Annotated in this window: 27 protein-coding genes, 1 pseudogene and 1 riboswitch; of the genes and pseudogenes, 10 read left to right on the top strand and 18 right to left on the bottom strand. The window is 35.0% G+C overall.

The window, feature by feature from the left end:
* Positions 1-288 precede the first annotated feature (288 nt).
* The 5 genes from JFT95_RS12840 to JFT95_RS12860 form a co-directional block, all read right to left on the bottom strand.
* Entirely contained in the window at positions 289-588 is a 300-nt protein-coding gene (locus JFT95_RS12840; protein WP_000361375.1) for a hypothetical protein, read from the bottom strand.
* A gap of 89 nt (positions 589-677) precedes the next feature.
* Positions 678-1,628, bottom strand: coding sequence for a serine hydrolase domain-containing protein (locus JFT95_RS12845; RefSeq protein ID WP_201052444.1), 951 nt, complete (start codon positions 1,626-1,628; stop codon positions 678-680).
* 23 nt (positions 1,629-1,651) lie between these two features.
* Entirely contained in the window at positions 1,652-2,542 is an 891-nt protein-coding gene (locus tag JFT95_RS12850; protein WP_201052445.1) for an AraC family transcriptional regulator, read from the bottom strand.
* A 49-nt stretch (positions 2,543-2,591) separates the two neighbouring features.
* Positions 2,592-3,062 (bottom strand): GNAT family N-acetyltransferase, encoded by a 471-nt coding sequence (locus JFT95_RS12855; RefSeq protein WP_201052446.1) that lies wholly within the window; start codon positions 3,060-3,062, stop codon positions 2,592-2,594.
* A 17-nt stretch (positions 3,063-3,079) separates the two neighbouring features.
* A complete protein-coding gene (locus JFT95_RS12860; protein ID WP_201052447.1) occupies positions 3,080-3,481 on the bottom strand; it encodes a DUF3980 domain-containing protein in 402 nt (133 codons plus the stop codon).
* 96 nt (positions 3,482-3,577) lie between these two features.
* Between JFT95_RS12860 and JFT95_RS12865 the strand changes: the two genes are divergently transcribed.
* Complete coding sequence (locus JFT95_RS12865) at positions 3,578-4,030, top strand: NUDIX hydrolase (protein WP_201052448.1); 453 nt, start codon at positions 3,578-3,580, stop codon at positions 4,028-4,030.
* A 33-nt stretch (positions 4,031-4,063) separates the two neighbouring features.
* Here the strand turns inward: JFT95_RS12865 and JFT95_RS12870 are convergent, their stop codons facing one another.
* A complete protein-coding gene (locus JFT95_RS12870) occupies positions 4,064-4,975 on the bottom strand; it encodes a DMT family transporter (protein WP_002168110.1) in 912 nt (303 codons plus the stop codon).
* A gap of 124 nt (positions 4,976-5,099) precedes the next feature.
* Here JFT95_RS12870 and pdxR point away from each other — a divergent pair, with 124 nt between their 5' ends.
* A complete protein-coding gene (pdxR, locus tag JFT95_RS12875; RefSeq protein WP_201052449.1) occupies positions 5,100-6,542 on the top strand; it encodes a MocR-like pyridoxine biosynthesis transcription factor PdxR in 1,443 nt (480 codons plus the stop codon).
* A gap of 80 nt (positions 6,543-6,622) precedes the next feature.
* Positions 6,623-7,069 carry a YaiI/YqxD family protein gene (locus JFT95_RS12880; protein ID WP_088039668.1) on the top strand — a complete coding sequence of 149 codons (447 nt, stop codon included), beginning with the start codon at positions 6,623-6,625 and terminating at the stop codon, positions 7,067-7,069.
* Positions 7,070-7,149: 80 nt separating this feature from the next.
* Here JFT95_RS12880 and JFT95_RS12885 read toward each other — a convergent pair whose 3' ends face one another.
* Positions 7,150-7,464 (bottom strand): DUF3892 domain-containing protein, encoded by a 315-nt coding sequence (locus JFT95_RS12885; protein WP_033715815.1) that lies wholly within the window; start codon positions 7,462-7,464, stop codon positions 7,150-7,152.
* Positions 7,465-7,703: 239 nt separating this feature from the next.
* Between JFT95_RS12885 and JFT95_RS12890 the strand changes: the two genes are divergently transcribed.
* Entirely contained in the window at positions 7,704-8,579 is an 876-nt protein-coding gene (locus tag JFT95_RS12890; protein ID WP_201052451.1) for a hypothetical protein, read from the top strand.
* Between the two features lie 175 nt (positions 8,580-8,754).
* On the opposite strand, the gene JFT95_RS12895 is transcribed toward JFT95_RS12890, so the two are convergent.
* The 6 genes from JFT95_RS12895 to JFT95_RS12920 form a co-directional block, all read right to left on the bottom strand.
* The gene (locus JFT95_RS12895; RefSeq protein ID WP_002013583.1) at positions 8,755-9,579 is read right to left on the bottom strand and encodes a DUF2785 domain-containing protein; all 825 of its coding nucleotides are present in this window, start codon (positions 9,577-9,579) and stop codon (positions 8,755-8,757) included.
* 275 nt (positions 9,580-9,854) lie between these two features.
* Positions 9,855-10,397 (bottom strand): GrpB family protein, encoded by a 543-nt coding sequence (locus JFT95_RS12900; RefSeq protein WP_016101128.1) that lies wholly within the window; start codon positions 10,395-10,397, stop codon positions 9,855-9,857.
* Between the two features lie 49 nt (positions 10,398-10,446).
* Positions 10,447-11,109, bottom strand: coding sequence for an AAA family ATPase (locus JFT95_RS12905; protein WP_201052452.1), 663 nt, complete (start codon positions 11,107-11,109; stop codon positions 10,447-10,449).
* A 144-nt stretch (positions 11,110-11,253) separates the two neighbouring features.
* Positions 11,254-11,997 (bottom strand): metallophosphoesterase family protein, encoded by a 744-nt coding sequence (locus JFT95_RS12910; protein WP_098635631.1) that lies wholly within the window; start codon positions 11,995-11,997, stop codon positions 11,254-11,256.
* 13 nt (positions 11,998-12,010) lie between these two features.
* Entirely contained in the window at positions 12,011-12,949 is a 939-nt protein-coding gene (locus JFT95_RS12915) for an aminoglycoside phosphotransferase family protein (RefSeq protein WP_201052453.1), read from the bottom strand.
* A gap of 14 nt (positions 12,950-12,963) precedes the next feature.
* A complete protein-coding gene (locus JFT95_RS12920) occupies positions 12,964-13,761 on the bottom strand; it encodes a VOC family protein (protein WP_002032964.1) in 798 nt (265 codons plus the stop codon).
* A gap of 207 nt (positions 13,762-13,968) precedes the next feature.
* Here JFT95_RS12920 and JFT95_RS12925 point away from each other — a divergent pair, with 207 nt between their 5' ends.
* Positions 13,969-14,871, top strand: a complete 903-nt coding sequence (locus tag JFT95_RS12925; protein ID WP_002127976.1) for a sulfite exporter TauE/SafE family protein — start codon at positions 13,969-13,971, stop codon at positions 14,869-14,871.
* A gap of 40 nt (positions 14,872-14,911) precedes the next feature.
* Here JFT95_RS12925 and JFT95_RS12930 read toward each other — a convergent pair whose 3' ends face one another.
* Positions 14,912-15,361, bottom strand: coding sequence for a GNAT family N-acetyltransferase (locus tag JFT95_RS12930; RefSeq protein ID WP_088039674.1), 450 nt, complete (start codon positions 15,359-15,361; stop codon positions 14,912-14,914).
* 385 nt (positions 15,362-15,746) lie between these two features.
* A riboswitch (Lysine riboswitch) is annotated at positions 15,747-15,939 on the top strand.
* Positions 15,940-16,051: 112 nt separating this feature from the next.
* Between JFT95_RS12930 and JFT95_RS12935 the strand changes: the two genes are divergently transcribed.
* The 3 genes and pseudogenes from JFT95_RS12935 (at position 16,052) to JFT95_RS12945 (ending at position 18,746) form a co-directional block, all read left to right on the top strand.
* The gene (locus JFT95_RS12935) at positions 16,052-17,518 is read left to right on the top strand and encodes an amino acid permease (protein WP_201052454.1); all 1,467 of its coding nucleotides are present in this window, start codon (positions 16,052-16,054) and stop codon (positions 17,516-17,518) included.
* 119 nt (positions 17,519-17,637) lie between these two features.
* The gene (locus JFT95_RS12940; protein ID WP_063218291.1) at positions 17,638-17,943 is read left to right on the top strand and encodes an iron-sulfur cluster biosynthesis family protein; all 306 of its coding nucleotides are present in this window, start codon (positions 17,638-17,640) and stop codon (positions 17,941-17,943) included.
* Positions 17,944-17,976: 33 nt separating this feature from the next.
* Positions 17,977-18,746 (top strand): annotated as a pseudogene (locus JFT95_RS12945) (DNA alkylation repair protein).
* 97 nt (positions 18,747-18,843) lie between these two features.
* Here JFT95_RS12945 and JFT95_RS12950 read toward each other — a convergent pair.
* A complete protein-coding gene (locus tag JFT95_RS12950; RefSeq protein WP_193653747.1) occupies positions 18,844-19,335 on the bottom strand; it encodes a DUF2716 domain-containing protein in 492 nt (163 codons plus the stop codon).
* Between the two features lie 197 nt (positions 19,336-19,532).
* Between JFT95_RS12950 and JFT95_RS12955 the strand changes: the two genes are divergently transcribed.
* Positions 19,533-20,297 carry a class I SAM-dependent methyltransferase gene (locus JFT95_RS12955; RefSeq protein ID WP_201052455.1) on the top strand — a complete coding sequence of 255 codons (765 nt, stop codon included), beginning with the start codon at positions 19,533-19,535 and terminating at the stop codon, positions 20,295-20,297.
* Positions 20,298-20,378: 81 nt separating this feature from the next.
* Here the strand turns inward: JFT95_RS12955 and JFT95_RS12960 are convergent, their stop codons facing one another.
* The gene (locus JFT95_RS12960) at positions 20,379-20,903 is read right to left on the bottom strand and encodes an NUDIX hydrolase (RefSeq protein ID WP_201052456.1); all 525 of its coding nucleotides are present in this window, start codon (positions 20,901-20,903) and stop codon (positions 20,379-20,381) included.
* A 182-nt stretch (positions 20,904-21,085) separates the two neighbouring features.
* Here JFT95_RS12960 and JFT95_RS12965 point away from each other — a divergent pair, with 182 nt between their 5' ends.
* Positions 21,086-21,709: a cephalosporin hydroxylase family protein gene (locus JFT95_RS12965; RefSeq protein WP_080118273.1), complete on the top strand. Its 624-nt coding sequence runs from the start codon at positions 21,086-21,088 to the stop codon at positions 21,707-21,709.
* A gap of 187 nt (positions 21,710-21,896) precedes the next feature.
* Here the strand turns inward: JFT95_RS12965 and lepB are convergent, their stop codons facing one another.
* Both lepB and JFT95_RS12975 read right to left on the bottom strand, forming a co-directional pair.
* Positions 21,897-22,418, bottom strand: a complete 522-nt coding sequence (gene lepB / locus JFT95_RS12970) for a signal peptidase I (RefSeq protein WP_201052458.1) — start codon at positions 22,416-22,418, stop codon at positions 21,897-21,899.
* A gap of 110 nt (positions 22,419-22,528) precedes the next feature.
* Complete coding sequence (locus tag JFT95_RS12975; protein ID WP_172796639.1) at positions 22,529-24,685, bottom strand: peptidoglycan D,D-transpeptidase FtsI family protein; 2,157 nt, start codon at positions 24,683-24,685, stop codon at positions 22,529-22,531.
* Positions 24,686-24,720 lie beyond the last annotated feature (35 nt).

Genomic DNA, 24,720 nt, shown 5'->3' on the forward strand with positions numbered 1-24,720 from the left:
TTTCCCCCATTCAATCAAGCGCATGATTAAAAACCTTTTCTTTTGTTTAACGATTTTCCCTTGTAAAAAGTTACGGGTATTTTTCATTTTTCTCTATAGTTAATATAACGTCATCCAAATTTGCAACTTGTGACATAACTTTTTATCGAATTCGACAGTAATGAAGACGATAAAGGGGGTTGAAAAATATTTCAACTAAGTCATAGTGATAAGTACACATCTATGAAAATACTTATTTATACGAGCAATGCTCCTGTCAATTTGGCAGGAGCATTGTTTTTTCAACCTCTATTTACTTTTATATACTTGAATTGAAATGATCGAAATTAAACTGAGCAACCCCATAAATAAACAAGTCGCGCCTAGAATTGTATAAGAATTTCCGTATCCTTGTAATAAAGCTAAATACGTACTTGTATCCATATGACCGCCCTGCTCTGCAACAGATTCACTTGTTGCCTTACTCCCCATTTCTGGTGCATTTATTAGTACATACACACCGATAATAGCTACTAAAGCTGAAATGATTTCTACAACATTAGACTTTGTCATCATACCCTCACCTTTCAAACAACGTCTTTTATCCATCTAGTGAAATCTCTTTCTATCTCTTACTTATATATAATAGCAAAAAAAATGGTATGAAATTCCAATTCATAACATCTTTTAAACTAAATTTAATTCTTTGACTGTACACTAGAAAGAATATATTTTGAAATTAGCTCCCCCCATATATGCTTCGCTTCCGGTATAATCTCAGATGCAATCACCACCACCAATTCCTTCTCCGGAATACAACAAATCATATTCCCACCATCACCCATGGCACAGTATGAAAAGACCCCATCTTCTTCTCGTAACCACCATAAGTAACCGTATTGATTTGAATTCATCGCTATTGATTCTTGTACCCACGATTTTGAAAGGATTTCCTTTCCATTATGAATACCTTCATTCAAATACATCTGTCCAAACTTAGCCATATCTCTAGCTGCTAACGTAAGTCCCCATCCGCCAGTTGAAATACCATTTGGATCGTGAACCCATCCCTTTACATCTTTTCCGAATAAGTCATCAAATCCAAATGCTTTCATATTGTAGTTTGGAATTTCTCTTATGCCGATAGGCTGGAATAGATATTCGTTCGCAAACTCACGAGCACTTTTCCCTGTTACACTCGTAATAATTGCTGATAGTACATGTGCGCCTGCCGATGAATATTTAAAAGGTCCAATTTCTCCACCTTTTCCTGCCCTATTTAACGTATACTTCACCCAGTCCATTTGTGTACATAGTTCTTCTAACGGTTCCTGCCAGTCTATATAAGGATATGGAGCTGTCATTGTAAGAAGGTGTCGTACTGTTATTTCAGATGAATTACAATTATATTCTGGGAAAAATTCTATTACTTTTTGATCAACGCTCTTTATATACCCTTTATCTACACATATCCCAATTAACGCGGAGATTATCGTCTTTGTGACAGATGCTACATGACGTGCATCATCTGGACCGTAACCATTATAATAATTTTCAAAAGTAACATTACCTTTTTGTACAACTAATACACCATTTATATTTTTATAGTTTTCTTTTATAGTCCAATCTAACTGTTCAGCAGTTTTCATCGTTCTTCCCCCTTAATCTATGATTAAAAAGGTTCGATAGGTACATATATATCAACTATATGTTTATGTTCGGGATGCTGCCTTGGATCATTTCTATATACTTCGAAAGGATACGAATCTTTCGGTTTATATCCGCTATTTGGCAACCATTCACCGTACAAGAAATTCCATGCTCCTTTATATTCATCTTGGAATATTTCAAAATGACCTACCGCATACTTGCCTGAAGGTATTACCATTATTCCAATGTCGCTCGTTTCTACTGCGGACTCATCTGGAGTTGTTATACATAGACTTGTTCTTAAATGATAGTCCTCAGTAAATTCATGATGATCGTGGTAAATGGTTAATACTTTCGTATCCTCAAATACATGATAGTTTTGCTCCGATGCGTAATGAAATAGTTTTTCGATCATTTTCGGAAAATCTATAGCTAAATCTTTATATGTACCTACATGTCTTATGTATGCGACGTTTACTTTGTCCGCTGCTACAATTTCGACCTCTCCTCGAACCTTCTTACACTCATTGTATTGAGAATCTTCGCTAACGTCTTTGCACTTCTTGCTATTGTGATTTCTATAGTGAGACGGACTTACTCCGTAATAACTTTTAAATGTACGGGAGAAAACTGCTGAATCTGTGAACCCGAAGTAATACGCAATGTCTGTAATCGTCATATCTGTACGATAAGTAAGAAGGTGTGTTGCCCTCTCTAATTTCAAACGATTCACATACCGAGATAACGGCTCATCCATCATCCCTTTAAAAATTCTATGAAAATGAAATTTTGAAAAGCCTGCCACATTAGCTAAATCTTCAATTGAAAGTGAATCATTTATATGTGATTCTATATAGTCTTGCACTTTATAAACACGTCGTAAATACTCGTTTCTACTTTGAGAACTCTCCATATTTATCACTCCTCACAACAAAAAAGGCTAACGTTAAGCTAGCCTACTTTTATACATTTTTTAAAAATAATACTCTACTACCGCCGTTCCCATCATAATTTGTATGTACCGATACACCCTCTATCTCATCATCCCCAGCCTCGATTCGAAAACCGATTTCTTGATGAAACTGTATCGAATTTTTATTAATTGGTGACGTAATTGCTTTTACAACTTTACGGTTATTTGCACGAGCGGCATCAAAGAAATAAGAATACAATGTCGATGCGATTCCTCTTCTTCTATACTTTGGATTTACACCGATAAAATGAACATATGCTTCATCTTTATATGTTTGTGAAAAGAATCCACATAAGAAACCTAACGTTTCGCCATCTTCTTCAATGATAAAACTCGTTTCTTGAAAGTGAACGAAAAACAATTTTGGCAACAAGGAAGCCATGTCTCTCCCGCCCCACCAATCATTTAAAACAGAATGAACCTTAACATAATCTTCCCCTTGAATGTTCCTTACTCGCATGTATTTCTCCCTCTCACTCACTTCATTTTTTCATAAATTTTAATGACTGTTTCTACTAAAAGGATGAATACCCATATCCCGCAAAATACAAGAACAGACTGGAATATCGATCCAATTATCATAACACCAACTGCACCTGTTATTGAAAATGATATTCCACCAAGCCCTGGATCCTGTATAAGTGCTCCCGCAGAAAAAGCAGTTATAATAGATACTATTAAATAAATAACACTCATTATTTTTAATATTTTTATAGAAAGATACGAAGTTTGTTCTTCTTCCACTTGTGATAATTCGATTTCCCCGCTCGCAATTCCTTTTTGTAGACAATCTTCACACAAAAATTCTTCATTTATTTTTTTACCACCATGTATTGTACCTGTTATTCCTTTACACCTTGAACATTTTCGATTTATCATGTTGTTATCACTCCACTCCTATAAGATTATACTTATATAATTCTATATTTGTATTAATATTCCTTTTATGTATTTTATAGAGAAAGGTCGTGTTTTATGATTTCAAAACTTACGTTTGGCTCGAAAAAACGTACCGTTCATTATGTATTAAGGCCTAGTTGTTATTCGATTATTTTTCATTCATCTTCTTCAAAGATTGCTGTTATCCAAAAAGGAGACCGTTACTTTTTACCTGGTGGCGGTATGGAAGGTAATGAAACAAAAGAAGAATGTTTACATCGTGAACTACTAGAGGAATTAGGATGGGCAATTGAAATTGATCAATTTATCGGTAATGCAGCAAGATATTTTTATGCAGAAAAGGAAGATACATATTATTTAAACGATGGGTTCTTTTATAGCGCAAACATGGTACATCAGCAAAGTAATAACTGTGAAGATGATCATGTTTTAAAGTGGATGTCTCCTTTACTTGCTGTAGAGCTTCTCATTCACGATCATCAAAAATGGGCCGTTGAACAAGCGCTTTTATTACGAAATAAAAAATGATCTCCTTCTATATGAAAGAGATCATTTTTACTACTAACTTACTTTTTTCAAATTGAGAGCTGGCTTTTTGATTCCACCTTTTTTTACAACATATAAGCCGATAAAGATAATAAGTCCGCCAACGAGTTGCATCATATTGATTTGCTCTCCAATTGTTACAGCTGCAAAGATAACTGCGAACAATGGTACTAGATACATATAAACCATTACTTTCGTTGAACCTATTTTACTAATACCGACATACCACATTGCAAGTCCGAAGATTGTCGCAAAGACGATTGAATATGCTAGTGATCCCCAGCTTGGCGTATCTACTGGCCACGTTAATGTATTTACGTTGAATAAACAGTATATAACGAGAGGTACAATTCCAATTAAAGTAGACCATGATGTGACTCTCATTGCGGAGTATTTTGTGATAAGTGGTTGCGCTAAAATGGGATACCATCCCCACGCAATTGCTGCGACTAATCCAATTACATTTCCGAGCCACGCATACTCGTATGTAGCTCCTCCCGTATGACCTGTTAATAAAACGAATGCTGCACCAATAAATGCTACTATTGAACCAATTTGTACTTTCATCGAAAAACGTTCTTGTTTGTGCAATACTGCTAATATCCCTGTAAATATAGGTGACATCGCAATTAATAATGAGGCGTTCGTTGCTGAAGTATATTTCACAGATAGCATAAACATCGTTTGGTACATTGTCGTTCCAACGATACCAACTGCTAGTAATCGTAACCAATCTTTTCTTTCAATACGTAATGAGCGTTCCATTAAAAATGTAATAAGTAATAATACCGGTGATGCTACTAAAAATCGTAAACTATTAAATTGAATGGATGACATATATGCCACGCCATACTTTCCAATTGTATAATTTGCTCCCCATACTAATGCTACTGATACTAGGAGCCATTCCATTTGCCATCTTTTCATCCGAATCTCCCCTTCCCTATTTAGCATAGTAAAATTGGCTGGATATAACACCGTCCAATTGGCTGTTTTTTTACCCAGCCAATTTGTTATACTTAATGTATATAAGATTTGCGGAGGCGTTTGTATGGAATGGAAGCTAGATAACGACAGTAAAATCCCAATTTATCAGCAAGTTGTTGACTTTATTGAAAAACGTATTAAATACGGAGAACTTCCCCCAGGTAGCTTCCTCCCTTCAGAACGGAAATTAGCTACGCAGTTAAATGTAAACCGAAGTACGGTAACAACTGCTTATAATGAACTACGTGCTATGGGAATTGTAGAAAGTACGACTGGTAAAGGTACACGTGTGAGTACACATATGTGGGGTGTTTCTCCAACATTAACGCCGAACTGGAGAGGTTTCGTAGAAGGTGGTACTTTTTTACCAAACTTACCGTTACTTCGCCATATTCGGGCAGAAGTACAACAAAATGAGAACATTATAGATTTCGCAAACGGAGAGCTCGGTTGTAATCTCTATCCTCACGATCAACTACAAACAATTTTGCGAGAACAACCGTTAACGCAGTCATTAAGTTACGATCATCCCCAGGGGTATCTCCCGCTAAGACAAGCGGTCGTAAAATATATGAAGGAATATTTAAAAGTTGAAGCGACCGAACAATCGATTATGATTACATCCGGTGCCCAACAAGCACTCCACCTTATCGTTCAATGTTTATTAAACCCAGGAGATGCAGTCGCTTTCGAAAGTCCTTCACACTGTTACTCATTACCACTATTCCAATCAGCAGGTATTCGTATTTTCCCATTACCTGTCGATGAACACGGTATTAATCCAGACGATGTGCAAGAGTTATATAGAAAGCATCGTATTAAAATGATCTTTTTAAATCCAAATTTCCAAAACCCTACGGGAACGATGCTGCATCCAAACCGTAGAAAGAAACTGCTATCACTTTGCGCAGACTTACGAATCGCGATCGTTGAAGATGACCCGTCCAGTTTACTTACGTTAGAAAATAAACAACCTTGCCCTACTTTAAAATCGATTGATGAAAACGGAACAGTCATTTATGTTCATTCCTTATCAAAAATGATTGCGCCAGGGTTACGAGTTGGCTGGCTTGTCGCTCCGCAGTCTGTCGTAGAGCGATTATCAGATGCACGGCACCAAATGGAATTAGGAATGAGTATATTCCCGCAGTGGCTTATGCAACAATTTTTCGAAACTGTACCATTTCAGTCGCATATCGTACCGTTACGAAAACAACTTGCAGAAAAAAGAGACATTATCGTTCGTGCCCTAAACGAGCAACTTCACGATAAAATCTCTTTCTCAAGCCCGACCGGTGGTATATACATATGGGGAAAATTAAACGAACCTATAAACGAAAAACAACTTATTATGCAAAGTTTAAAACAAGAAATTGCTTTTATGCCAGGTAGTATTTTCGGCGCGAAAGATGGTTATATTCGTTTATCTTATGGAAAAGTGAATATTGATCAAATTGAGGAAGGTATTTCTCGTTTGCGTGAGGCTATTTTGGTTTGTGGAAAATAACTTTAAATAAAGCTTTCTCGTTTGACAAAAGAAAAATCTACCATTATCATCAACTCGAACCTAGTTTTAGGAGTGATAAAATGAAAATTTACGTTGATGCAGATGCTTGTCCTGTAAAAGATGTGATTATTTATGAAGCTACGAATGCTGAAATTCCTGTTACCCTCGTTACTAGCTTTTCTCATTATTCTAATGCGGAACAGCCATCAGGAGTAGAAACAATTTATGTTGATTCCGGAGCGGATGCTGCGGATTACCGGATTATGCAGTTAGCAAAAAAAGAAGATTTAATCGTAACGCAAGATTATGGTCTTGCTTCGCTTGCTTTAGCAAAAGGCTGTATCGTTCTACACCATAAAGGCTATAAGTATACGAATGAAAACATTGAACAATTGTTACAAACACGGTATTTAAGTGCAATGGTTCGAAAAAGCGGTAAGCGTACAAAGGGACCGAAACCATTTACAGCAGAAGATAAAGAGAAGTTTAGAGTGCTCTTTAAAAGTATAATCGAACTTAAAAAATGAACCGTCTATTTGCAAGGAAAACTTCGCAAAACAAAGAAGAGAATATCCAAATGAACATTCTCTTCTTGAGGTTTACCTGTTTAAAATGAAGGTAAATTATCTAAGTTATTTTCCTTTATTCCATCAGGTTCACTACGTATAATATCTCTACCATACTTATGAAATACGTCCACATGAGCTAACTTCCCTGATTTCGCTTCACTAAGAGCAGTAATATAATCTAACTCTCTCCCGCTACTTGTCTTAAAAGCAATTAAATCCCCATCATCATTTTTACGAACGGCAACAATTTGTTCTGCTCCTGAATTGACTTCATTGTCTACTTCAAATTGAGCTTGCTCTTCTCCTTGATGTAAGTAATCATTATAAACTTTTTCAAAGTCTTTTTTGTCCATAAATTTCACCTCCAACACATTTTATTAGTATGTTTGGAAGGCATTAGTTTTATGTACTTCTTCCATCAAGTTCACAAAAATACACTCCCTCAAAAAGATAACCCGAATCATAATTTTTTCAATCTAATACAAATTCATTTTAGAATCCTATAGAGTATCTCTTAATTTAAGTGTTAATATTTTCCTGATAATATTATAATTTATTTATATCGAAAAGAAATATGAAATGGAGAATGATTATGTTGAATATAGATATTAATCGTTTAACTGATATTTGTTTAGAGTATCAGCAGTCTAGATTTTATGTTACTAAAATCCCTAAAGATTTCTTATCAATTGCCAAAAAACGTTTTTCTATACCAACGGATGACCAAATTTTTGCTTTTTTAAGTTGTAACTTGTTTGGATCAGGAAAATATGGTGTTTACTTTACAAATTCAGGTTTATACTGGAAAAATTGGCTGTTAGGTAAAGGAAATATAAAATGGGATCAATTAAATAAAGTGCAAAAAATTGAAATTGATAAAGATAGCTTTTTATCTTTTGATGCACAAAAAAGCTTTAATATTAACGGAAGTGATTATCCTCCACTGTTATTTAAAGAATTACTTATAACTCTTACAAATTCATTCCAAAATTCAAAGCAAAATGATATACATCCAGTTATAAAAGTTGATGAGATAAAATCAACCTGTTCTTTGTTTGAGACGTACAATGAATTATTAGAACCTGATAATGGGTTATTTGTAGACACTCATATTTCACACAAAAAATTAAAAGAAATTGGGGCACGATACATTGTTTCAAAAGAAGAAGAAATCATTGCTTTTTTAGATACATCTGTCCTTGGTAATTTGAGTAAAGGATCCGATGGAGCATTAATTTGTCAATCAGGTATATATTTTAGAGAAACTTTTGTACACTTGTATTTTCCATGGCATGTCTTTAGGAATATCCCTATTACTTTGACTTCAAATGAATTGGAAATCGGAAAAGGAAACATATTTCATCTTCAACATGCTAGAATGCCTAGTCAAGAGATTCTATTATTCATCAAGAATTTAAAACAGTATGTTAATAGTTTATATGAGAAAAATCCACAACTACATATTTAATACATTCGTTATTACATATAAGCTCGTGTATATTTAAGTCTAAAATTTCAATTCAACTAAAAAAACCGATTATTTTTGTAGGGAACCTACAGGTATAATCGGTTTTTTAATCTTATTCTTTGCTTACATGCTCATTTATAATGGAATCTAGTGATAGACTAGATATTCTGCTTTTTTAATATCTACGCAATTTCTCCAAAGTCTCCAATATATCATCTGTAAAGGCAGTAGCGCCCTCTTTCTCTAAAGCTCTGAAATATAAACTTCTTAAGAAAGCTCTAATATTTTGTACTAAAATATCATGTTGAGGATGTGGGATATCTTCAACAATTGCTATACTATGTAGCCAATTGCTCCACTCTTCTTCAGTTAAAATATTTTGGTTACGCAACGACATAATTGGCGTTACTAATCTCTCATCCTCAAAGTGTATGTATACGTAGTCATTCAATCGAACCTTCTGACGAACAGCAGCTAGTATTGCATATGAAAACTCACGATTTTGTATTGTACGTGCTAAAGCATCTAGTGCATCTGCCGCATGTGCAGTAGAATGTGCCCAGCCTTTTCCTTCTACGTAACCTCTTACATCTTCTTCTAAATAGACATATTCCAGAACTTGTTCTGCCACACTATACAGTTGTTCTTCAGATAACAGTGGTTCTCTTTCATGAACAGATAAAATAAGCGGCGGAATTAATACGGAGAACGCACGTTTAAATACAGAATCTGTGCCCTTTTCACCAATTTTATAAAATAAATAATCAGGACTAATCGCTTGTAACATTAATCCTCGTAATTCTTTTTGTCTAAATACATCATTTGTAATCCATTTGTGAAGCGTACTATAAATCAAATCATCACGTAATTCAGCATCAGGTGATCCGATATAATCTAGCATCCACTGTGCATATGGATATGCATCTACATCTTCTGGCACAGCATAATTATTATTTTGAATTTGTTGTAATTCTTCTTTTAGTTCTAGTACTTCTGTCATTATATTTCCTGTCCCCTTTTTACGTTTTTTAACTTCTTTTCGCCTTATCCCCTGTAATTTCCCTCATAAAATTAAGTCGACTTTTAATATAGTTTTAGTCCCTATCTTTCTATGAACTTGATTCAATTATATAAATTTCTCCCGAGAAATAAAAGGAAATACATTGGAACACCAAAGCTTCTCACTTTGTTTGCATGCATTTCATGTAAGTTTAAGTTATAAAATAAAGTATTTTTTTCATTTGTATTCAAACGTATTTACAATCAAAAATTAAATCATTTTAGAACTTGTTTAATAAACTCTGTTTTAGCTTTTGTGTATGCTTCTCTATCTTGGTTATATCTTTTAGCTAAATCTTGTTTCAGATTTGAATAATCATAAACTAATTGTGGATTTTCTCGTAAGCGGTTACGAAATAAAAGTTGTTGCTCCCATCGCTCAGTTCCTTTAACCATTAAATGCAGGTGAGCTACACGCCTATTATTCTTCACTTTCACAAAGAACCTTCTCCAAGGTCTTTCATCTAATTCCGGGCCTACATAATGCCAATCATATATAGACAATTTTGCTGAAATATCGAGCACTCTATCAAATGAGTCTGTTTCAGCCATTAGATCAATGATAGGTTTTGCAGGTAAACCAGGTATGGATGTACTTCCTATATGTATTACTTTGCTAATACCGAGAGGAGTAAGCAGTTCATAAAGTTGCTGTTCTTCACATCGTCCTTTATCTTGCCAATCAGGATTTGCATTAACTATCTCTACTGACTCATTCGCCCATACAGGCCAATCGTTCGGATTATCTTTTTTATCCACCCGACGCATCCCCTTTCACGAACTTTTTGCTATATAAACGATTTTAAATTCATTTAAATACAACTACCGGATCATCAAAATTACTATTCTGAAATATAACATTCGCACATTCTTTCGGATTATGCTCATCTATATACCTCTTACAAGCTGCATGATATCTGTTTATAAACATTTTCTCTGCTTCTTCATAACTTCCAAAAGCCTCAGTCTCGCGCTCTGCACCACGGTTTCTCGCAATCTCAAAATCTGTATCTACGAAAATTTTATAGTCAAATAGATACTCAATTTCTTTTTTCAATAAAAATGTTCCATCTACTATTAGCACCATAGTTGGCGAGGCCACTAGCGGCGTATTATGTACAGGCATGTCCGTTATTAAGTTATGAGAAATCGTTTCATACTGTAAATTCCCGTTAGGTCCTAAAGGTTTTAATAGCCTTTCTTTGAAAGCTGTATAATCGTGTGCATCTTCATAATACCCTCTTGCAGACTCTTTTCCTTGTGCATAACGAATCACTCTCGGGTTATGAAAATCGTCAATGCTGGTGCGTATTACTTGTACTCCCCGATTTTTCATTTCCTCTGCCAGTTCGTTTGCAAATGTTGTCTTTCCTGAAGCTGTAATACCATTTACTCCAACTCTTATTGGATGGGTTAATTTTAACGTTAAAATATGATCAGCAATTTCTTTCATGTATTGTTTTCGGAGCATGACATTCCCTCCTGTATATTGTTTACATAATATAATTGCAGTAAATTAAATTCATCGCTATTTGTTGGTAAATCGATATATTTAAAAAAATCGTTGATATATTTTAAGTTATGATAGATATATTTTTATTGATTTATATTTTCCTTATTTCCCCTTAAACCCTCGATATAAAGCCGTCCGTAACTCTTGTTTGTATTCTTCAATTTCTGGCATATCGAGTTCTTCTGCTAGTCTGATGGCTAGTTCAATATCATATGGTACACGTACGAGTTGAATGGAAAAGCTTGCTGCTTCTTTTTCATTGTATGTTCCTTCAAAAATTAAATAGGAAGCTTGTGTAATTTCAAGTGGATTACCTACACTACCAGCATTACATAACGTTTTCCCTCTAAAATTTTGCACATACGCCTGATGAACGTCACCGTAACAAACGACATCTGGTTTTCTTTCCCCTTCTATATTCTCTGTGAGCTCACTATTTTCGAACATACTAATACGCTCTTCTCTTGTTGCATGTGGTTGAATTCTTTCATACAAACTTCTCGGTGAAGCGTGGAACATACGAATCAGTTTCCCACTCATATAAAACTCGATTGAAAATGGTAAGCTTCTTAAATACTCATTTTGTTCTTCTGACAATTGTTTTTGATGCCATTTTAACGCTTCAAATTCAGTCGGTTTTGTAATGAAATCATCCCAGTTTCCCATTACGGTTCCTTCGCATTCTTTACGAACGATTTCAATTGCTTCGCTAGAATGCGGACCTTTTCCTACTAAATCTCCAAGACAAATAATACGTTCAATTCCTCTTAATTTAATATCTTTCAGTACTGATTCTAATGCCGGAATATTACCATGTATATCTGAAATTACCGCAATTTTATCCAAATGAATCCCTCCGTTATTTATTGTTTATTATATCCTCATGTTGTGATTGATACCATTTTGGAATATAAGATGAAAAATGATTATGATCTTCTATAATTCGGTTCAATCTTTCTTTCATATCCTCTACTAAATGTGGTGTAGTTCGGTTTGTCCATACGATATCCGCTGGGAATGTCATCGCTGCATATAATGAATACAGTTTCCAAAAGTGGATTGACGGATCGCCTCCGCAATAACCGTGAACTTGTCCAACCGCAAATGGTTTGCTTATTCTTGTAGTAAAAATCGCTACATTATAAAAATCGTGTATTGGATCGCCAAAATCATATCCACAAAAATCAATAACGATAAACTCTTTATTGTGAATCATACTATTTGCTGGGTGGTAATCATCGTGTAAAAATGTGATAGGCCGATTTTTCAATAAGTCTTTATGATTTTCTACAAAGGTTAATACTGGCTTCAAATCCAGAAAATTCACCTCATAATCTGCTAATGCCTCTATGTACCTTTCATACTTATTCCACCTAAATATTTCCCATTTATTACTTGCACTTTCTCTTTCTATCGAGTGAATTCTCTTTAATATTTCCCCTGCTTTTCTTCCTGCATTATACTGTTCTTCCACCGATAGCTTGCTTAAGCTCTCTTCACCATTTACACCTTGGATCCATTCAAATACTTGAACACATTTATTTAATCCCTCAAGTTTTATGAAATGAATTAACTTCGGCGTTGGAATATGTAATAACTCCAATTGTTTCATATACATATATTCTTCTTGTTTTCGTTCATAATTAGCAGAATCACACACTTTTACAAAATAAGTTTCTCGATTCTCTAGGTCAATTTTATACTTCTCTTCGTGTGAAAAACCTTTTGTAATAGCTGTACATTTTACAATACGTGACCACTCTAGTTTTCTTTCTATCTCTCTTAACATTTCTTCCACAAAACTCACCTCTATTAATATACGAACAAACTACCTAACACTTCATACTCTCGTTTATTTTCCCCTTTAAACTCCACTGCAAATGGATATTCGCCATGATGCTTCAAACGTTCTAGTACTAGCCCTTCTCCAACTGGTTCACAAAACTGCACATGAACATCACCAAACGATACACTTTGACACTCAGCATTCCATTCTTCATTTTGTATGATTGAATTTGCAGTTAGCTCCATTACTTCTTTCCATTTCCGCACTGTTTCTCGAACATTTTTCACCGTATAATGAATCGTTTCAATTTCTTGTACTTTATTTTTATGTTCAGTGATCGTCCCTATTTTACGTAAATCGTTTCTTCTTTCTTCATCCGTTTCATTCCACTGTATAAAGAATGGTAATTTCGGTCCATTCTCTTCTTGCTTTACAAATAACATTTTCCATTCTAAAAGCCGGCCATCTTTTCTCATCCGTTTCCCTTCAAATGGTCCTATCGTATGTAAGCCGTGCTTACTAAATTTAACTGCTAGTTCTTCAATTGCATCTGTTCGAATTGCGATTTGTAGCATCCCTTCTCCATTTTTTAATTTCACCACTGTTTCTTGTACTAATGGATTTTCTGCTTCTTTCGCTTTTTCTTCATGCTGAACTGCTAAAAATTCTATATATGATAAATCAAAATAACATAAACTATTCCAAGTACCCCAAGTCGTATGCTCACCGCCTAATGCAGTATGAAATCCATGCTCCTGCATTTGTTTTGCCGCTTCCTCCGGTGTACAATGCACTGCGTGAACGAGATGATCAAATGCTAACATAGTCTTTCTCCCCTTTCTCTCCATCCTTTTATTGTATATTTTATTTTTCTTTCGTTCAATTCAAAAAACTTTAAAACCCAGTTGATTTATACGATTAATGTGTATTATAATAAAACAAATTTAATTATTGCTGATTGGAAAAACCAAAGGCACTTTTCTCATACGGGAAAAGTGTCTTTTTCATTTATTATTACAGGGGGATTATTTATGCAGAAATTAATTGTCTTTGCTATTATTGGATTTTTCGCTCAATTGATTGATGGCGCACTTGGTATGGCGTACGGGGTAACGTCTACCTCACTATTATTAATGTTTGGTATCGCACCAGCTGTAGCTTCCGCATCAGTTCATTTAGCTGAAGTCGTTACAACCGCCGCTTCTGGTGCATCTCATATCAAATTTGGAAACGTTGATAAATATACAGTTTCCAGACTTACATTACCAGGAGCAATTGGCGCATTTATTGGGGCATGTTTTTTAAGCAATTTACCTGGTGATGTAATTAAACCGTACATTTCCATATTTTTATTTACTTTAGGGGTTTATATTTTATTACGATTCATCATTCAAAAACAAATTGTTTCTTCAAATAAGCGTATGTCTGCTAAACAACTTGTACCACTTGGCTTATTCGCTGGATTCGTCGATTCAACTGGCGGCGGTGGTTGGGGGCCGATTACGACACCTGTTCTTCTTGCAAGAGGAAATGAAGCTAGAAAAGTTATTGGATCTGTAGATACGAGTGAATTTCCTGTTTCACTCGCTGCAACGATTGGCTTTTTCATTTCACTTGGCTGGGAACAAGTAAGCTGGGTTTGGGTATTTGCCCTCATGCTTGGTGGTATTGTTGCCGCACCAATCGCCGCATGGTTAGTACGCATCGTTCCTTCTCATTTACTTGGCGTACTCGTTGGCGGACTTATTATCTTTACGAATATACGTACACTGCTTACTACATTTAAAGTAGATCCAACTATTATTTCACTTTCTTACGTTGCAGTTGGTCTTGTCGTTATTATATCTATTTTTATTGCTGTTCGTAATCATTCCAATCGTTCTAACGTATCGACAGCCGGCTATCCGAAAGATCAAAAACAAATGCTACCATAATTAATAATAATACCGCCCGATTTACTTCGAGCGGTATTTTTTATTTTTCTATTTTCCAATTGACCATCGTTTCAGTACTATTTACTCTTTTCATATGTAATTTCTCTAATACACGAATGGAGCTATAGTTATCAAGGAGTGTCTCCGCTATAATCATTTCCACTTCCCCTGTTTGAAAAGCCCATTTCATTAATTCACTAACTGCTTCTGTTGCATACCCTTTATTCCAATATTTCTCAATAAATCCGTAACCAATTTCTACCGTATGTTGCTCATTCGGTTTCCCTTTAAATCCTATATCACCTAGAACAACATCATCCTCTTTCCGAATAACATACCACGGTCCCCACGGTAATGAAGCCACATCTCGTTTCACATTTTCTATATGCCCTACAATATGTGGGCCACTATTGTATCCTTGATTATTCGCAATTTGAATCCATTCTTCTGTACACGGTACTATATATAATCTTTCCGTTTCTAATTTCATAATGATATCCCCTTTTCAATTAAACAATACCTCAATTTTATCAGAAATAAAAAGAATATTCATTCTATTTATTAGATTTATACTTATTTCTTTGAAACGAATTTAAGGAATAATCCCCTTTTAATAGTTATGTCGAATTATATTTTCTGAATTTTCTTTTAATTTTAAAGGGTTTTTCAATATTTTTTGCGAAACATTTGTATAACAATTTTTTCTTTGCTTATTGTTACATAAAAGTAGGTTCGGGTGGAGTTTTGCAAGCGTTTCCTATTCAATAACCGATATTTTTTGACTTTTCCTAACAAAATCCCTTGCAATATATTCAGAAAATCATTACAATTGTCATATATTAAAAATCATAGCAATTTATAAATCCTCATCAATCCGATGAGGTAGAGGTTGCGACTTTTAAAAGTAAAATGGACGAGACACAGCGAATGTCACTGACTCCGTTTGAAAGGAAAAGTTGCCGAAGTTTATATTTCTTCTCTGGAAATATGAGCTGGGGCTGTCTCCGAAAGGAACAGAACTGTCACGTTTACAAAATTACCGTGTAAACGTGGTGTGCTATCTTAACGGAAGGGTATGATGGGGTGGTTATTTATGAAACGTTCCGCCTAATTCCTTTGGCGGTTTTTTGTATTTTTCTCCCCCGCTCCTTCCTAACCTACAAGAAAAGGAGTGTTGAACATGAATAGCGCAACAAATCAATCTACCTCTAAAACGCAAACTACACAAGGACAAGGTGAATTAAAACGCGGATTAAAATCTCGTCACCTTACGATGATTTCTCTCGGTGGTACAATCGGTACCGGATTATTTCTTGCCAGTGGTGGTGTTATCCATTCAGCTGGTCCTGGCGGTGCATTAGTCGCATATGCCGCAATTGGAATTATGGTTTATTTTTTAATGACAAGCTTAGCAGAACTCGCAGCTTACATGCCTGTTACTGGATCTTTTAGCACTTATGCAACAAAATTTGTTGATCCATCACTTGGTTTTGCACTTGGATGGAACTATTGGTATAACTGGGCGATTACGATTGCAGCTGAACTAGCAGCCGTAACATTAATTATGAAATTTTGGTTCCCAGATACCCCTGCTCTTATTTGGAGTGGACTTTGTTTAGCTATTATTTTTCTCTTAAACTATTTATCTGTTAAAGGTTTTGGTGAATCTGAATATTGGTTCGCACTTATTAAAGTAGTTACTATTATTATCTTTTTAATTGTCGGTTTTATGATGATTTTTGGAATTATGGGCGGCGAAGCTGTCGGTTTTAAAAACTTCACTGTTGCAGATGCACCATTTAATGGCGGCATCATGGCAATTATCGGTGTATTTATGGCAGCTGGTTTCTCATTCCAAGGAACTGAATTATTAGGAGTAGCTGCTGGTGAAACTGCTGATCCAGAACGCAATATTCCGAAAGCAATTCGTTCTATCTTTTGGCGCATTATATTATTCTATATTTTAGCAATTCTCGTTATCGGTTTATTAATTCCTTATACGACTGATAGCCTTGCAGCAAGTGATGTTACAGTAAGTCCATTTACACTAGTATTTGAAAAAGTGGGCGTTGCCTTCGCTGCTTCTGTTATGAACGCTGTTATTTTAACTGCAGTACTTTCTGCTGGTAACTCTGGAATGTATGCATCAACTCGTATGCTTTGGGATTTAGCTCGCCAAGGAAAAGCACCTAAGTTCTTAGGAAAATTAGATAGCCGTGGTGTACCTGTTAACGCATTAATCGCAACATCAGTAGTTGGTAGCGTCGCTTTCATCGCCTCTTTATTCGGTGACGGTGTTGTATACATTTGGTTATTAAATGCTTCTGGGATGTCAGGATTTATTGCTTGGGTCGGGATTGCTATTAGTCATTACCGTTTCCGTAAAGCTTATATTGCACAAGGGAAAGATTTAAAAGATTTACCATATCAAGCAAAATGGTTCCCGTTCGGTCCAATCTTTGCATTTACACTTTGTGTTATCGTTATTTTAGGTCAAAACTACGGAGCATTTACAGGAGCATCTATCGACTGGAACGGTGTACTCGTTTCTTACATCGGTTTACCACTCTTCTTAGTACTATGGTTAGGTTATAAATTTACTAAGAAAACGAAAGTCATTCCACTTGATAAATGTGAACTGAAATAGAGTATAGCAAAACGAGCAAACAAAATTGTTTGCTCGTTTTTTTAATGCAATGCTTCTCCCTTCCCTATTTCTCCTGTTTTTGCAATAATAGAGGAAATATAAATAAAGGTTGGGATTACATGAACATTCGTATTACTGATGAAGCAAAAGTTGCTATACATAGACTAGAACGTGAAGACAAAAAGATTATTCGCATTAGAGGGACAATGACAAACTCTTGCAGCATTTTTGTTGATGTTGATTTAATTTGGGATACATATAATGCGGATGATGTTGTATATGAAGATGAACAGCTTATTATACAAATGGACTCATTCACGAAAGACTACACTGGTGATACGTTAAAAGTTGATTATAAAACAACTGGTTTTAGTATTACGACTCCAAGTGAGACGTTGGTGTATGGGTTGTCGATTAAAAAATAACAATTGTTTTTAACTGACCACTGAGGTGAAAAAATGGGTAAATATGTTCCGTTAAAATTTTTATTTAACGAAGAATTAGCAGAAAAAATGGCTGATTCTATTTCTAAACACGTTCCTAATTTCTCTAAAAAAATTTTGTAGATTCCGTAACATATAAAGTTGAAAATTTAGAGTTAAAGCAACGTATAGAAGTAATAGCAGATGAATTACACAATGCATTACAAAAAGATTTTAATGAAGCAATACATATATTACTGAAAACATTGGGACCAGAAAATACAACAGAAGTCGGCACATTTACAAAGGGTTATATGTATATGCCTATCGCAAAATACGTTGAAAAATATGGGCTTAACGATTTTGACTCCTCATTCAACGCAATGTATGAAATAACAAAAAGAAATACTGCTGAATATGCCATTCGTCCTTATCTTGAAAAATACCATGAAGAAACCTTAGACATATTGCAGCAATGGTTACGTGATGAAAACAGCCACATCAGGAGATTAGTTTCAGAAGGTACTAGACCTAGACTTCCTTGGGCAAAAAAAATAGGAGCTTTGAAAGGTGACTTCAGAAATAATTTAAAGCTTCTTGAGCCATTAATGAATGACCCTTCTAAGTATGTTCAAAAATCTGTAGCCAATCACATTAATGATATTACGAAAGAAGATAACGAACTCGTTTTTCAATGGTTGCAACAATTACTCGATAAAAACCATCAAGTTAATCCTTGGATTATGAAACATGGATTAAGAACGGTGATAAAAAATGGCACTTTACCAAAAGATTTTTGTTTTTAAGTATTTGTAAAGAAAGCAACAATCTATATGAAAACAGCTAATAATAAAAACGTTTATACTTCATTTGGAAGTATAAACGTTTTTTCTTTTTTAAACATTAACCCTGCCTTAAAATCTTATGAAACATTTCCGGTTTATGTTGATCAAAAGCATCTATTAATTCTTTTCCAAATATCGTTATACTCTTCTCCCAAGGATGGCCTAAATACCCCCACTTAAAGTCCTTCTGAATAAAGAAATAATAATCTCCATTTGGAAAAATCGGGATTGTCCACTCATCAAATTCATTTCTATCAAACTTTAAATGTGGATTTACCCAGTAACATTCATGTTGCCAATCAAGTGCCATTATATATTCATCCGATACTGTATTCTCTTTAAAAACTAGTAATGCTTTTTCTTCCAGGTCGTCATATACATTTAAATCTACCGATTCTCCAAAGCAATGAGAAATATCATATGTCACAAAAGGACTTGGCACCTTAAATGATGGGAATATAGAAATACTTGGTGAAAACTCAAAATCACTATATACCCTATCCCATATTTGATCGCTCTCTTTGTCTGTAAACTTCATCCAATTTTTCATTAAACAACTGCCTTCCCTTATAATTCCAAAGGATTTTCACTCGATACTCCCGAATATATAAATAACCATTCTCGCAAGGAGCTAATTTATATGAATCTATTCGAACACGAAACATAAAACCGTTCCACTTTAATAAGAGGTCCTCCCTTTTTCTTTTCTTACTATATCATTTATTAACGAAATAGGAGGACAACAATATGAAACGTGATCCATTATTTTCAGCACTATTAGAAAGTGCAAAGACTAACTTTAGCGGCTGGGATTTCTCTTGCATTTCAGAAACTGGCCGTATGAATAGCGAGCCCCTATCATGGTCATACGGTAGCACTGCTTTCCAGCTTATGCAACGTGCAAAATCAATGCTAGATATGGGGACTGGTGGCGGAGAGTTTTTATCTATGTTACAACCGTTCCCGTCAACTATTTATGCGACTGAGGGCTATGCTCCGAATGTCCCGATTGCACGAAAGAAATTAGAACCTTTAGGAGTTATAGTCGTAGAAGTGACTGATGATACTGCTTTACCATTTCAAGATGGTCAGTTTGATTTAATTGTGAATCAACATGAATCCTATTCTGCTTCTGAAGTGAAAAGAAGTCTTTCCATCAATGGAACATTTCTTACACAACAAGTCGGTGGTCTTGATTGTGCGGAACTGAATGAGCAGTTTGGCACACCGCTGAATAGCGAATTTTCAAGTTGGTCACTCGAAACGGCATGTAGTGAATTAGAACAAAATGGATTTACTATTTTAGAAGCGAAAGAAGAATTCCCTCTTCAGCGTTTTTATGATGTCGGTGCTGTTGTCTATTACTTGCAAGCAATTCCGTGGCAAATTCCTGATTTTACAGTAGAAAGCTATAACGAGGAATTATATCGCATACATGAGATTATCTTGCAAAAAGGATATTTCGATGTGAAGCAACACCGCTTTATTATTAAAGCAAATTATAAAGAGTAAAATTTGAATTAGCATTCCTTGTAAAAAGCCAAATTCCCATAAAGAATTTGGCTTTCTCTTCGTATTTTAACGTTTCTTCTCTTATTGAGAAACGAGATATTTTTCATATCGTTTTTTCGTATTATCTTCTATCAAAAGTGTAGTTTTGTAATCAATAATATTCCGATTATCATATATGAATATATGCTCTAAATTGTTGTCCTCACTTAATAATGTCGGTAAATATCTTTGCAAATTGCTAACTACACCTCTATTATCACCATCTAATATCCAATCAATTGACTTCCATTCTAATATACCTTCATGAGTGCTTACTGGCTTATCAATATGTACTCCATCTGGTAAATCAGCTAGGAATACATACATTCCCTCACTACCCAAAGGTTCGTCTTTAACTTTAAAAATAACATTCCCTTTATACGTTACACTTGGAAGCTCTATTCCTGTTTCCTCAAAGGTTTCTCTAATGACTCCTTCATATGGCGTTTCATACTCTTCTATTTTCCCTCCGACACCATTCCACATTCCCATTGTCGGCTTCTTGTTTCTATTTAGTAAAAGTATTCTATCTCCTTTTCTAATGAAGCAAATTGTGTACTTATACATACGATCATTTCCTTTCATTTACATCTTCTTTTGCAAGCAATTCATTTTCCACATGTGTTATTTGGCTTATTTTCACGTGAAAACACTCGCCTTATAATCCCTTACCACATAATATATAGTACAACTTTCATACGTAAACTCTTTACGTATGAAAGAATCCTTTTTAGAAAGGAGAATTCAAAATCGATAACATTAGTAGCGAATTTCTAAAACAATATTACGACAGCAACGTTTGGTTACATGGTACACACTGGTTCGGGGTTCCAATCTGCAAACTTCCTTCTGATCTCTTTTTATATCAAGAAATATTATACGAATTAAAGCCTGATTTAATTATTGAATGCGGAACTTTTCACGGTGGTAGTGCACTGTTTTTAGCTTCTATGTTAGATTTAATTGGAAAAGGTCACGTACTTACTATCGATATAACTCCGCAACCAAATCGGCCATCCCATAATCGAATTACGTATTTAACAGCTTCATCTGTTTCTGTACAGGCCGTCCAATCAATATTAAGTATGCGCAAACCTGATGATGTGATTTTAGTTATTTTAGATTCTGATCATAGTAAAGAACATGTATCGAAAGAACTCTTACTTTATAAATCTATTGTAACCACTGGCAGTTACATTATTGTAGAAGATACAAGTATTAACGGAAATCCTCTCCTTCCTGATTGGGGACCTGGCCCAATGGAAGCTGTGGAAGAGTTTTTAACTAAAAATAGCAATTTCATAATCGATGAATCTAAACATAAGTTTTTCATATCATTTAATCCAAAAGGTTTTTTAAAGAAGATAAAGTGAAACTTTAATAAGTGGGGGTTTTGTCCATCCCCCACTTATTATTAGCCTTCACCAATCGGGCTTTTACGGGCAGTTGATCTCCCACCTAACTTCTTTGCCCCAGCTGAATTTTAAAGTGGGAGTCTTACTGCCCGCAAATAGCGGGCTAAAGTGAAACTTTAATAAGTGGGGTTTTGTGAATCCCCACTTATTTTATGATTTTCATTTTCGAAAAAGGATAGTACACAAATTCCACTTTTCCTATTATATTATCTTCTTCAATATATCCTAAACCATTTCGACTATCCTTACTTTGTTCACGATTGTCTCCCATTACAAATAACTTATTTGGTGGAATCTTTGTCTTTTGAAAATTATAAAACACTTGTGTATTGTTATATAAATCTTTTTTTATATAAGGTTCATCTTGCTTTTTGTCATTTACGTATACAGTTCCATTCGTTATGTTAATTATGTCACCAGGAAGCCCTATTACACGTTTCACATAATATTTCGACTCATCCTCTTCCTTAATAATGACGATTTCTCCATGCTGTAAGCTAGAAAAATGTACCGCAGCTTTATTTACAAATACGTAGTCTTCTTCATGTAAAGTTGGCTGCATTGATTTTCCTTCCACTTTACATAAAGTGAAAGACTGGTACGTTACTACTAGGACAAATATAAATAGTATGTACTTTCCCCAACCTCTCTTATTCTCCTCTTTCATATCCATTCCCACCTTATCAAAACACTTTTTAACTCAAAAATATATCACTGCACCTGTTCATTTGCGCAGTGATATACTACAATTTGAATTTTTTACTGTGCCTTACTCGGCTATTGTGTTACTGGGACTGGACTTACACCCGATCTCTGCGTTTTTAAATCAAAATATGCATCCAAAACCTCTTTACCAATTGCAGAATTAATACCTGATTTATCATTATTTACCCATGGCACAACAACAGAAAAAGCAACTTCCGGATCAGCATCATATGGCGCATACCCGGCGAGAGTTAAATTATAACATTTTTTTCGATAGTTGTTTTCATCTCTTCCAATATCACTTTCTCCACCGTACACTGTTTCTGCTGTCCCTGTTTTCCCAGCCGGTTTATACGGTAATCCTTTAAAAGTTCCAGCACCGGTCCCATCTACCTCTTGGAAAACTCTTCTAAACCCTTCTTTCACATGATTTATATATGAAAGATCCATATCCACTCGATTTAACACGACTGGTTCCATCGATTGCATAACTTTCCCGACTTCCTCTGGTCTATTCGGTTGCTCTCTAATTTCTTGTACAATTTGTGGTTTCATTCGGTAACCACCATTTGCAATCGTTGACATATATTGCGCAAGCTGAAGCGGCGTATATGTATCATATTGCCCAATCGCATAATCAAGTAAAAAACCAGGTATATTATCGGTTCTACCCATTTGACCAATCGATTCATTTGGAAGGTCAATACCAGTTGGTACACCTAAACCAAATTGTCTAAAGTAATAGCGCATTTTATTGAATGTTTCTTGCCTAATATCTAACGGATTGTTTGGTACATAATCAATCCCCGCAATCTTTAACGCCGTATTAAACATGTAGACATTGGATGAAACTTGCAATGCTCTTAAATCATCAATATCTCCAAAGTCTTTCCACGATTTCTTCGGCTTCGAACTTCCTTTAAAGTACATTGGTGCATCAAAGAAATGCGTATATGGCTTAATCGCTTCTGTTTGATATCCCGCTAATACCGTAGCTCCTTTCACCGTTGATCCTAACTCGTAAGAACTTATCATCGTTCCTAAAGCGTAGTCTTCTATTTGCATCCCGCCATCTTTATTTACAATTTTCTTTCCTGCTAATGATAGAATTTGACCATTTTTCGGATTCATCATAACGACGAATGCACGATCCATCATCGGTTCAGAAGAATGAAATGCCCTTAAATTCCTTTCAAGACTTTCCTCCACCTTTTTCTGTAAATCCATATCAACTGTTAACATTAAATTATTTCCACTTTTTCCTTTTGTCACTTTTTCAGTCCGAATAATATTTCCAGCTTTATCCGTAATATTTTTAGACTGTTCTTTCGTTCCATGTAACACATCTTCGTATTGTTTTTCGATGTAACTCTTACCAATACGATCATTTCGGTTATAATCTCGCACTAAATAATAGTCTAATTGCTCCCTTGGTAATCCCTCATTCTCAGTAGAAACACTACCAAGTACAGAACGTAGTATTTTGTCATTTGGATATTCGCGCTCCCAATCCACAGTCGTATCTACGCCTGGCAAGCTCGATAATCCTTCACTCACTACTGCATATTCATTTTGACTTACATCTTTTTTGACGATTTGTGGCGTCATTTTATATCCCGCATTCATTTTGCTTTTAATTGCTAGTACTTCTATATCCTCTTTCGAAAGCTCGTTTAATTCTTCTTGTGTAATTCTTTCTCGTCTCAACTCTTCTACTTTCTTATCTAAGTCTTTCCCTTCTATTTCCTGTTTCCTAAATTTACTCTCATCTTCTTTCGTTACTTTTGTTGCTGCACGTTTTTCATTTAACTGCATCCAAAAATCTTTTTTATCTGTCTCTGTTAACTTGTCCATATCTTCTTGCGGCATTTCAATTAGCTTTGCTAAATTTCTTGCCACTATTAAAACCTCTTTTGAGTCCACTCCTTTCATCTTCGTATATGTAACAGTTCGTAACGGTTTATTATTTACAATAACTTTCCCTTCCCGGTCAAACATCTTCCCTCTCGGAACTGGAGTACTCACCGTTATATCTTCCTTTTTATTCACTTCATTTCGATACGTTTCTCCGTCGATGATTTGTACTTTACCTAATTGAATAATAATAGCTGAAAATAAAAGAAAAACGATAAAAAATAGTACATTTAACCGAAATGGAATATGAGTCTTTTTCTTTTTCGATTGTTTCTGTTTCTCCTTTTTCTGTCTCATTTTGCTCCCTCGCTTCATTCTATTAACATTTCTACGCATGAACCATTATGTAT

Source organism: Bacillus sp. TH17 (assembly GCF_016651125.1).
GTDB classification, from domain to species: domain Bacteria; phylum Bacillota; class Bacilli; order Bacillales; family Bacillaceae_G; genus Bacillus_A; species Bacillus_A mycoides.